General features: G+C 73.9%; 8 protein-coding genes and 1 pseudogene. 3 read left to right on the top strand and 6 right to left on the bottom strand.

What is annotated here, in order from left to right; translation table 11 throughout:
- Positions 1-227, bottom strand: a pseudogene (locus tag KUM38_RS42430) (protein phosphatase 2C domain-containing protein); the annotation flags it as partial.
- A 172-nt stretch (positions 228-399) separates the two neighbouring features.
- On the opposite strand from KUM38_RS42430, the gene KUM38_RS32230 reads away from it, so the two are divergent.
- On the top strand, positions 400-882 hold the full coding sequence (locus KUM38_RS32230; RefSeq protein WP_217134714.1) for a DUF456 domain-containing protein: 483 nt from the start codon (positions 400-402) through the stop codon (positions 880-882).
- Between the two features lie 10 nt (positions 883-892).
- Here the strand turns inward: KUM38_RS32230 and KUM38_RS32225 are convergent, their stop codons facing one another.
- The 5 genes from KUM38_RS32225 to KUM38_RS32205 form a co-directional block, all read right to left on the bottom strand.
- Entirely contained in the window at positions 893-1390 is a 498-nt protein-coding gene (locus KUM38_RS32225; RefSeq protein WP_217134713.1) for a methylated-DNA--[protein]-cysteine S-methyltransferase, read from the bottom strand.
- A 2-nt stretch (positions 1391-1392) separates the two neighbouring features.
- Positions 1393-2778 (bottom strand): bifunctional transcriptional activator/DNA repair enzyme AdaA, encoded by a 1386-nt coding sequence (locus tag KUM38_RS32220; protein ID WP_217134712.1) that lies wholly within the window; start codon positions 2776-2778, stop codon positions 1393-1395.
- A gap of 67 nt (positions 2779-2845) precedes the next feature.
- Entirely contained in the window at positions 2846-3943 is a 1098-nt protein-coding gene (gene rsgA, locus KUM38_RS32215) for a ribosome small subunit-dependent GTPase A (protein WP_217134711.1), read from the bottom strand.
- 266 nt (positions 3944-4209) lie between these two features.
- Positions 4210-5673: a cellulose binding domain-containing protein gene (locus KUM38_RS32210; protein ID WP_217134710.1), complete on the bottom strand. Its 1464-nt coding sequence runs from the start codon at positions 5671-5673 to the stop codon at positions 4210-4212.
- A gap of 232 nt (positions 5674-5905) precedes the next feature.
- Positions 5906-7228 carry a radical SAM protein gene (locus tag KUM38_RS32205; protein WP_217134709.1) on the bottom strand — a complete coding sequence of 441 codons (1323 nt, stop codon included), beginning with the start codon at positions 7226-7228 and terminating at the stop codon, positions 5906-5908.
- A 154-nt stretch (positions 7229-7382) separates the two neighbouring features.
- Here KUM38_RS32205 and KUM38_RS32200 point away from each other — a divergent pair, with 154 nt between their 5' ends.
- Positions 7383-8639: a D-arabinono-1,4-lactone oxidase gene (locus KUM38_RS32200; RefSeq protein WP_217134707.1), complete on the top strand. Its 1257-nt coding sequence runs from the start codon at positions 7383-7385 to the stop codon at positions 8637-8639.
- A 129-nt stretch (positions 8640-8768) separates the two neighbouring features.
- Entirely contained in the window at positions 8769-9995 is a 1227-nt protein-coding gene (locus tag KUM38_RS32195; protein WP_217134705.1) for an ROK family transcriptional regulator, read from the top strand.
- Positions 9996-10003 lie beyond the last annotated feature (8 nt).

The raw sequence follows: 10003 nt of genomic DNA, 5'->3' as shown, positions 1-10003 counted from the left end.
AGGTCCGCCGGTGCGGCGGGGGCGGCCGGACGGGGGCCCGGGACCGTCGGGGCGGGGGGTGCGGCCGGGGCGGGCCCGCCCGCGTCGAGCGTGCCGGAAGCCGAGGCGAAGCGGTCGTCCAGGGACTCGGGCGCCGGTGCGGGGCCCGTGTCGTCGGTGGCGTCGTCGTACAGCTGCCGCCACCAGTCGTCCTCGGGACCGGTGGGCCTTCCCCCCTGCTGGCTCATGGCCCCAATTGTCCACCGTACGGGCCCGATGAGAACGGGGCATCGGGAAAATCCCCGTCCCGCGGCGTGCCCCGGACGGCCGGTCGGGTGAACGGCGGGACGGCTGTGCGACGAGGGCTTCGCGGCCCGTTTCCGCCCTGCGCCGCTCCCCGTACTCCTGCACCCTGGAGAAATGGGAGCGTGGGACCTCCTGCTCGCCGGACTGGTGCTCCTGCTCGGCCTGTGGGGAGTGCTGCTGCCGGGGGTGCCCGGGTCGTGGCTGGTGTGGGCCGGGGTCCTGTGGTGGGCGCTGAAGGATCCGCGGCCCGTCGCGTGGTGGGTGCTGGTGGCGGCGACCGTGGTGCTGTTCCTGTCCCAGGTGGTGCGCTGGGCGCTGCCGCCCCGCCGGCTGCGGGCGGGCGGCGACGACGGCCGGATGCTGGCGTACGCGGGCTGGGGCTCGTTCGCCGGCTTCGTCCTGCTGCCCGTGATCGGCGCGGTCCCGGGCTTCCTCGCCGGGGTCTACCTCTTCGAGCGGCTCCGGCTGGGCCGCCGCGGCGAGGCGGTCGCGGCGCTGCGCACGGCGCTGCGCTCGGGCGGCTGGAGCGTGCTGACGGAACTGTTCACCTGCCAGCTGATCACGGCGGCGTGGCTGGGCGCGGTGTTCTGGGGCTGATCACCTCGGCTCACGGCAGCGGCACGCCCTCGTGGGTGAGCAGTCGCACCTTGCGCTCCAGCCCGCCGGCGTATCCGGTCAGCGAGCCGTCGGCGCCGATCACCCGGTGGCAGGGGCGGACGATGAGCAGCGGGTTCGCGCCGATCGCGCCGCCGACGGCCCGCACGGCGGCGCGGGGCGCGCCGATCCGGGCCGCGATCTCGCCGTAGGACACGGTCGCCCCGTAGGGGACGTCGTCGAGCGCGGCCCACACCTTCTCCCGGAACGGGGTGCCGACGGCGCTCATGGCCAGCCGGAACTCCTTGAGGTCGCCGGCGAAGTACGCGGTGAGCTGCCGCTCGGCCTCGCGGAACGGTCCGGGGTCCCGCCGCCAGTCGTCCGCCGGCGTGCGTCCGCCCTTCTGTCCGGGCACGGACAGCGAGGTCAGCTCGCCGGTCGGGGCGGCGGTGAGCAGCAGCGGCCCGACGGGGCTGTCCACACGCGTCCAGTACGTGGTCGTGGTCGTCATGGTTACTCCAACTCCCCTGCGGCGCGCAGGTGGTTCAGGGCGTACGAGCGCCAGGGGCGCCAGCTGTCGGGAACGCCGGGCCCGGGCGGGGCCACGTCCGGGTCGCCGAGCGCGCGGGTGCGGATCCCGGCGATCGTACGGGCGTCGAGGCCGGGGACGGCGGCCAGGGCGGCCTCGGCCTCGTGCCGGTCGGCGCCGGGTCCGAGGCGTACGGTGCCGTCGGCGAGGGCGGCGGTGAGCGCGCCCAGGGTGCCGCCGGGCTCGGCCCCGGCGAGGACGGCGGCTTCGGGGAACAGGTGGGTGAGGGTGCCGCACGGGGCGTCGAGCCGCTTGCCGTACCACTGGACCAGCCGTGCGGCCTCGTCCCGGCCCACCAGCGCGCGCACCGCCAGCTCCTCCGGGTCGGCCGCTCCCGGTGAGCGCAGTCCGGGCCGGGCGGCGACCAGCGGGGCGAGCCGGGCGTCGGCGCCGAGCCGTTCGTCGACGGCGTACGGGTCGGCGTCCAGGTCGAACAGCCGCCGCAGGCGTTGTACGGCGGTGGTCAGATCGCGGGGGTCGGTGAGGTGGACGCGGGCGTCGAGCCAGCCGCCGGGGTGGGCGCCCCGCCCGGTGTGCGGGCGTTCGTCGACGGCGGCGATGCCGGTGCCGTGGGGCAGACGCAGGGTGCGCCGGTAGGTGCGGGTGCCCGGGGTGCCGCTCACGTCCTCGACGCCGGGGACGGCCTCGCGTTCCAGCAGGTCGAAGACGGGTCCCGCCTGGTAGGGGCCGCGGTGGGCGAGCCGCAGGGGGATTCCGGCGGACGGGGTGGCGGTGCGCGCCCGGCCCCGCCGGGGCGCGGAGGCGCGCAGCTCGCTGGGGGTGGTGGCGTACACGGCCCGTACGGTGTCGTTGAACTGCCGCACGCTGGCGAATCCGGCGGCGAAGGCGATCTCGGTGACCGGAAGGCCGGTGGTCTGCAGGAGCACGCGGGCGGCGTGCGCCCGCTGGGCGCGGGCGAGCGCGACGGGCCCGGCGCCGAGCTCGCCGGTGAGCTGGCGCTGCACCTGGCGGGCGCTGTAGCCGAGCCGTGCGGCGAGTCCGGCGACGCCCTCGCGGTCGACGACGCCGTCGGCGATCAGCCGCATGGCCCGGCCGACGACGTCGGCCCGCACGTTCCACTCGGCGGAGCCGGGCACGGCGTCCGGGCGGCAGCGCCGGCAGGCGCGGAACCCGGAGCCCTGCGCGGCGGCGGCGGTCGCGAAGAACCGCACGTTGGACCGCTTCGGGGTGACGGCGGGGCAGCTGGGACGACAGTAGATCCCGGTCGTCTCGACGGCGAAGAAGAACACCCCGTCGAACCGGGCGTCCCGGCTGCGCACCGCCTCGTACCTGCTGTCCTCGTCCCTCATACCGTCCAGTCTCCGCCGGCCGGGGAGCCCCGGCTGGCGGAAATCGGACATGAAGGTGGGCTACCGGCTACCGCAGGCGGCCCCGCTTGGCCTCCATCGCCGCCTTGCCGATGGCGCCCTTGCGCTTCCAGTCCTTGCGGATCTCCGCGCGGAGCCTGGCGTCGGTCTTGGCGACGATGTACTGGTTCTCCCGGAGCAGCTTGCGGTAGCTCTCCAGGCGGCGCTGCGGCAGGTCGCCGGTCTCGACGGCGTCGAGGACCGCGCAGCCCGGTTCGCTCTCGTGGGCGCAGTCGTGGAAACGGCAGCCCTCGGCGAGCTCCTCGATCTCGGCGAACACCTGGCCGACGCCGGTGGAGGCGTCCCACAGGCCGACGCCCCGCAGTCCCGGTGTGTCGATGAGGACTCCCCCGCCGGGCAGTGCCAGCAGGTTGCGGGTGGTCGTGGTGTGGCGGCCCTTGCCGTCGACGTCCCGGGTGGCCTGTACGTCCATGACGTCCTCGCCGAGGAGCGCGTTGGCCAGGGTGGACTTGCCCGCGCCGGACTGTCCGAGCAGCACCGACGTACCGCCGGCGGTGATCGCGGCGAGGACGTCGAGTCCGTCCCCGTCCCTGGCGCTGACGGTGAGCACCGGCACGCCCGGCGCGCTGGTCTCCACGTCCTGGACGAGGTGCGCGCGGGTCACCGCGTCCGGCACGAGGTCGGCCTTGGTGAGGACGACCACCGGCTGCGCCCCGGACTCCCAGGCGAGCGCGAGGAAGCGTTCGATCCGGGCCAGGTCGAGTTCGGCGGCGAGCGAGACGGCGACGACGGCGTGGTCGACGTTGGCGGCGAGGATCTGCCCCTCGGACCGCTTGGAGGAGGTGGAGCGCACGAAGGCGGTACGGCGCGGCAGGTACGCGCGGACGTAGCGCGGGTTCCCGCCGGGTTCGACGGCGACCCAGTCGCCCGTGCACACGACCCGCAGGGGGTCGTGCGGGGTGACGAAGGCGGTGTCGGCGCGCAGGGTGCCGTCGGCGGTGACGACGTCGCACTGGCCGCGGTCGACCCGGATCACGCGCCCGGGCAGCAGCCCTTCCGCGTCGTAGGGGGCGAACGCGTCCGCCCAGGCGTCGTCCCAGCCGTAGGGGGCGAGCGCGGAGGAAATGGAGGTGGAACTGGAACGCAAGGGGGTGACCCTTCAGGTGGGTGGCCCCGGCGGCCGCGCGTACGCATCCGTACGCGGACGGGAAAAGGGTGAGGTCAGCCGGTGGCCACGGAGGTGGACGTGATGGATTCCTGAATGCGGGCAGCGCCCAGCGCAATGACAGCCATCGGTCGATACCTCCTCACTCCACGAACGGTCCGGTACGGCGGCGCACGGCCACCGTGTGATCCGGGGTCACAGTAGCCCGCGGCCGCCCCGGCCCGTCAAGTCGTTTTCTGCGCGCCGCTTCACACGGTCGCGCAGGTGCGGCCGTTGAGCGTGAACCCGGACGGTGGGCGGTTCGTGCCGTTGCGGGACGCGAGGAAGCCGAAGGAGAGTTTTCCGCCGGCGGCGACCGACTTGTTGTAGTCGGCGGCGGTGGCGGTGACGTGAGAGCCGTCCTGGTCGAGCGAGGCGTCCCACATCCGGGTGACGCGCTGGCCGTCGGGGAAGGCGAAGCCGACGCGCCAGGAGTCGAGGGGGTCCCGCGTGGTGACGGTGACGGTGGCCTGGAGGCCCTCGGGCCACTCGTTGACCAGGTCGTAGTCGGCCCGGCAGGCGGCCGGCTCGCCGCGGGCGGTGGTGCCGGGCGCGGCGGTGGCGGAGGAGGTGCCCTGCGGTTCGGGGTCGGGGTCCTTCCGGTCCGGGGTGGTCTCGGGGGAGGGCTTCGGGGACGTGGTGTCCGGGGGGACCGTGGGCGCGGAGGGCAGGGAGGGTCCGGGGTCGGCCACCGGTTGCCGGTCGGTGTCGGGGCGTGCGGCGCCCTCGCCGGCCGTGTCGCCGAACGGCATCAGGGAGACCGCGAGCGCGAGGAGGGAGACCAGGAGGGCGGCGACCAGCAGGCCGTGCCGGGCGACGCGCGTCCTGCCCGTACCGCCCGCCGGGTCGCCGTCCGCGTCGGCCCGGTCCGGGCGTCCGGCCCCGAGCCGTACCTCGGCGGCACGGCGGCGGCGTTCCAGATAGGCGAGGCCGCCCCAGCCGATCACCCCGCCGGCCAGCGCGCCGGGCAGTCCCCCGCCGTGCAGCCGCAGACAGGCGGCGGCCTCGGCGCACCGGTGGCAGGTGGCGAGGTGCCGGGAGAGGTCGTCGGGGGTGTCCGCGGCGGGCGAGCGGGTGACGGCGTCGAGGAGCCGGGCGTAGCTGCGGCACTCGGCGTCCAGGGGCGAGTCGAGGTGGTTGCGGTGGCAGCGGTCCCGGAACAGACGGCCGACCTGGGCGAGTTCGTCGGCCGCGGTGGCGGGGTCGAGGCCGAGCCGGCGGGCCACCAGGGGCAGCGGCAGGGACTCCGCCTCGGCCAGCCAGAGCAGTTCGGCGTCCGCCGGCTGCAGATCGCGCAGTCCGCGCAGGGCGACCGGGCGTTCCAGCGGCGGGCCGGTGTGGCGGGCGGCCCGGTCGGAGTGGAGCCACAGCCGCAGGTCGGGGTCGAGCTTGTGTCCCTGCCCCGCCTCTTCCCAGGCGGCCGCCGTGCTGCGGACCGCCGTCAGCAGCAGGGGTATCCGGGGCAGCCGGGAGGGACGGCGGCCGTGGCCGCGGACGCTGCCCGACTCGGTCTCGCGCAGCTCCCGTATGCCCTGTGCGAAGGCCTCGCGGGCCAGTTCCGCCGCGGCGGCGGACCCGGCCGTGCACAGGTCGGCGTAGGAGAGCGCCGCGTCCCAGCACTCGGTGAACAGCGCCGCCTCGGCGGCGTCCTGGGGGCTCGGCAGGTCGGGCATGGGACTCCCGCATCACGAACGAGGTCAACTCGCCATAGGGGCGGTGGAGTTGGGGAAACCTCGCGGCAGTGGCAGAGCTTTTCACGTTCCCGACACAACTGACAAGCGCTTCCCTCACTTTGTGTGGCGGCGTGGCCACCCCTCGCAGGGACCCTGCGCGCGGAAGGCCGGAACGTCTCCGTTCCGGCCTTCCGGATCTCTCGCGGGAGCGGGTGCGGGGAGCCCCGGTGTCTCAGACCGCCTCGACGGACTCCTGCGCCGGGAGGCTGTCCATGAAGGAGCTGACGGAGAACACCGCGTTGCCGGGTCCGGGCGGGCCGTAGCCGGGGGGCGAGGAGAGGCCGAAGTCCTCCATGGTCTGCCGGTACGCCTGGAGCAGCCGGATGTGGTACTCCAGCGGGGCGCCCTGCGGGTTGGCCTTGCCGAGCGGGGTGGTGGGCTCCGGGCACCAGGTGGTGAAGCGGGGCGTGATGCCGTGCGACATGAAGAAGCGCAGGCCCTCGGTGGTGGAGGCGATGGCCTCGTCGACCGTCTTGAAGCCGAAGGGCTCGGCCATCTCGACGCCGGCCACGAAGTTGGGGATCACGTTGCGCGCGCCGAAGACCTCCGCGGAGTCGAGGATGCGCCGGTGCCACTCGTCGCGGCCGACGTAGCGCTCCTTGCCGGGGCAGTACATCTTGAACAGGTACTCGTCCCACACCTCGTAGTTGGGGTGGTAGATCTGCACCCCGTAGTCCTTGAACCGCTGCACGTCGTCCCTGGGCAGCGCCTGGGCGACGACCTTGCCGATCCAGCGGCCGGGGAAGCGCTCCTCGATGGCCTTGGCGTAGTGGCCGTAGAAGTCGGCCTCGTCGCGTCCGGAGACGGTCTTGGTGATGGCGCCGCCGGTGAGGGTGTAGGCGGTGGACGCCTTCGCCGTGTCGTACCGGTCGATGATCTCGAGGGCCTCGAGGACCTCCTCGACGTCCTTCACCCCGGTGTAGGGCCGCCCTGCCGCCTTGTGCTGGCGCCAGTTGTGATTGATGTCGCAGTACTGGCACTCCTCCTTGGCGCCGAAGTACTGGCAGACCCGGAAGACGGTCAGGTAGATCAGGTAGCCCCACTGGATGGTGGGGGCGACCTCCATGACCGACTTCCCGTTGGACAGGGTGTGCCGGTAGTACTCGGGCATGGGCGGCACGCCGACGTCCGAGATCCGCCTGCCGTCGAGGTAGAGGCCGAGCACGCCGTGCTCGTCGGCGGCGACGCGGTAGGGGGAGGCCGGGTTCACGCGGACGGACACGACCGTGCGGCGCAGGTCGTACGGGCCGCCGGTGAGGATGATCTCCTCCGGCGGGCGGCGCAGCGCGGCCTCGCCCAGCTCGGGCAGGGTGCCGTGGTCGAAGGAGAAGATGAAGTACGACTTCGGTTTGACCTCGCCGCCCTCGTTGTCGCTGAGCGCGGACGGGTCGAAGGCCACACCGCCGCGCAGCAGGTCCTCCTTGAAGACGGCTTCGCGCGGCACGTGCGGGAACCGCTCCATCAGATCCTCGACCAGCGCGGTACGGCTGCCCATCGAAGTGTCTCCTCCCGGTTCGGACGTACGACTCCTCACGGTATGCCCCCGCTCGGACGTCCGGGGCGCCGGGTCCCCCCGCAGGGCGTGGACCACTCGCGAGGTAGGTTCCGGCGGGGACCTTTTCGGTCCCGAGGGCCAGGAAGGACGAGGGATGACCGAGAGCGTGACCAACTGGGCGGGCAACATCACGTACGCCGCCAAGGAGCTGCACCGCCCGCAGAGCCTGCACGCGCTGCAGAACCTGGTCGCCGGGAGCTCGCGGGTGCGGGTCCTGGGCAGCGGGCACTCCTTCAACGAGATCGTCGAGCCCGGCGAGGACGGTGTCCTGCTCTCCCTCGACGCGCTGCCCCCCGAGATCGACGTGGACACGACGACCCGGACGGTACGGGTCGGGGGCGGCGTGCGCTACGCCGAGCTGGCCCGCGAGGTGCACCGGCACGGGCTGGCCCTGGCGAACATGGCGTCGCTGCCGCACATCTCGGTGGCCGGGTCGGTCGCCACCGGTACCCACGGCTCCGGCGTCGGCAACGGGCCGCTGGCCTCGTCCGTGCGCGCGGTGGAGATCGTGGTGGCGGACGGGTCGAAGGGGCGGTTCACCCAAGGGGTGGCGAACCGTTTCGGCGGTGTGGTCACCTCGCTGGGCGCGCTCGGTGTCGTCACCGCGCTCACCCTGGACCTGGAGCCGGCCTTCGAGGTCGAGCAGCACGTGTTCACCGAGATGCCCCTGGAAGGACTGGATCAGGCCACGTTCGAGGCGGTGATGTCGGCGGCGTACAGCGTGAGCCTGTTCACCGACTGGCGGGCGCCGGGCTTCCGTCAGGTGTGGCTGAAGCGGCGCACCGACCAGCCGCTGCCGGACTTCCCCTGGGCGGCTCCGGCGACCGAGAAGATGCACCCGGTGCCGGGCATGCCGGCGGTGAACTGCACCGAGCAGTTCGGGGTGCCGGGACCCTGGCACGAGCGGCTGCCGCACTTCCGGGCGGAGTTCACCCCGAGCAGCGGTGCGGAACTCCAGTCGGAGTACCTGATGCCGCGGGAGTCGGCGGTCGCCGCGCTGCACGCGCTGGACGGGATCCGGGAGACGGTCGCCCCGGTGCTGCAGACGTGCGAGGTGCGGACCGTCGCCGCCGACGACCAGTGGCTCAGCCCCTCCTACGGCCGGGACACGGTGGCCGTCCACTTCACCTGGATCGAGGACACGCGGGCGGTGCTGCCGGTGGTACGGCGGGTGGAGGAGGCGCTGGCGCCGTTCGACCCGCGCCCGCACTGGGGGAAGGTGTTCACCACCCCGGCGGCGGAGCTGCGCGCCCGCTACCCGCGGATGGACGACTTCCGGAACACCGTCGACGATCTGGACCCGCGGCGCAAGTTCACCAACGCCTTCGTGCGGGACGTCCTGGGCGGCTGATCCCGGGCCCCGTCCGGACTTCGTCAAGCCCCTTTCCAAAGCCCTTGTCGAAAGTCCGGCTCCCTGCATAGCCTTGCCGCGCGCCGGTGCCCGGTCGGCCCGGCCCGGCAGGGATGGGGGCAGCTGACGGTGAAGCGCACATCGCGGGACATCCGTACGGCCAACCGCTACCAGGTGCTGCGCCAGATCATCGCCGCGTCGCCCACCTCCCGGCAGGAGCTGGCGGCCGCCACGGGCCTGAGCCTCGCCACCGTCGCCACCCTGGTCGGCGAGCTGCTCGGCCTCGGCATGATCACCGAGGTCGGTTTCGAGGACTCGGCCGGCGGCCGTCCCCGGGGCCTGGTGGCCGTCAACGCGCCGGGGGGCGCGCTGATCGGGGTGGATCTCGCCGAGACCTACGTCCGGGTCGAGCTGTTCGACCTCGCGCTGAACGTGCTGGCCCGCACCGAGGAGGAGATGCGCCCCGGGGAGAGCCGGCCCGAGCAGGTCGTGGGCCACGTGGCCACGGCGGTGGAGGCGGTGGTGGCGCAGGCCGGGGTGGAGGGTGCGCGGGTGCTCGGGGCCGGGGTGAGCGTGCCGGGTCAGGTGGACCGGGACACCGGCGTCTGCGCGTACGCGCCGAACTGGGACTGGCACGACGTCCCGCTGCTCGACCTGCTGAGCGACCACATCGCGTACCCCCTGCACCTGGACAACCCGTTGCGGGCCTGCGCGGTGGCCGAGCTGTGGTTCGGGGCGGCGCGCGGGTGCGGGGACGCGGTGGTGGTGAACCTCGGGACCGGGGTGGGGGCCGGGCTGGTGCTGGGCGGCGGGGTGCACCGGGGGGTGAGCAACAGCGCCGGCGAGTGGGGCCACACCACCCTCGTCCTGGACGGCCGCCCCTGCCACTGCGGCAACCGCGGCTGCGTGGAGACGTACACCGGCGCGCCCGGGATCATGCTGAACCTGCGGGAGCTGAGTCCGGACAGTCCGCTGCTGCGCCCCGGCGACCAGACGGCCACCGTCGACGCGCTGGCCCGGGGGGCGAGCGCGGGCGATCCGGTGGCGGTGAAGGTGCTCAGGCACACCGCCCGCTACCTCGGTGCCGGGATCGCCGATCTGATCAACCTCTTCAACCCGGAGGTGGTCGTGCTCAGCAGCTGGGTCGCGGCCGCGTTCGGCGAGCCGCTGCTCGACGAGGTGCGGGCGGCCGTCACCCGGCACGCGCTGCGCCGCCCGCTGGCCGCCACCCGGATCGTCCTCTCCCCGATCCCCACCGATCCGGTGTGCCTGGGCGCGGCGACGTTCGCGCTGGAGGGCGCGTTGCAGTCGGCCGGGAAGGGCGCCAGGAGCCGTACCGCCGGCAGTCGCCGGTAACTCCCGGC

The sequence above is a fragment of the Streptomyces sp. AC558_RSS880 genome, assembly GCF_019049255.1.
Classification (GTDB): domain Bacteria; phylum Actinomycetota; class Actinomycetes; order Streptomycetales; family Streptomycetaceae; genus Streptomyces.
This window is presented reverse-complemented; position numbering and strand designations above follow the sequence as displayed.

Bases quoted from the DNA above. Each gene is read 5' to 3' on its own strand.
- KUM38_RS32230 (WP_217134714.1), top strand. From the start codon at position 400: ATGGGAGCGTGGGACCTCCTGCTCGCCGGACTGGTGCTCCTGCTCGGC.
- KUM38_RS32225 (WP_217134713.1), bottom strand. From the start codon at position 1,390: ATGACGACCACGACCACGTACTGGACGCGTGTGGACAGCCCCGTCGGG.
- KUM38_RS32220 (WP_217134712.1), bottom strand. From the start codon at position 2,778: ATGAGGGACGAGGACAGCAGGTACGAGGCGGTGCGCAGCCGGGACGCC.
- KUM38_RS32210 (WP_217134710.1), bottom strand. From the start codon at position 5,673: ATGCCCGACCTGCCGAGCCCCCAGGACGCCGCCGAGGCGGCGCTGTTC.
- KUM38_RS32205 (WP_217134709.1), bottom strand. From the start codon at position 7,228: ATGGGCAGCCGTACCGCGCTGGTCGAGGATCTGATGGAGCGGTTCCCG.
- KUM38_RS32200 (WP_217134707.1), top strand. From the start codon at position 7,383: ATGACCGAGAGCGTGACCAACTGGGCGGGCAACATCACGTACGCCGCC.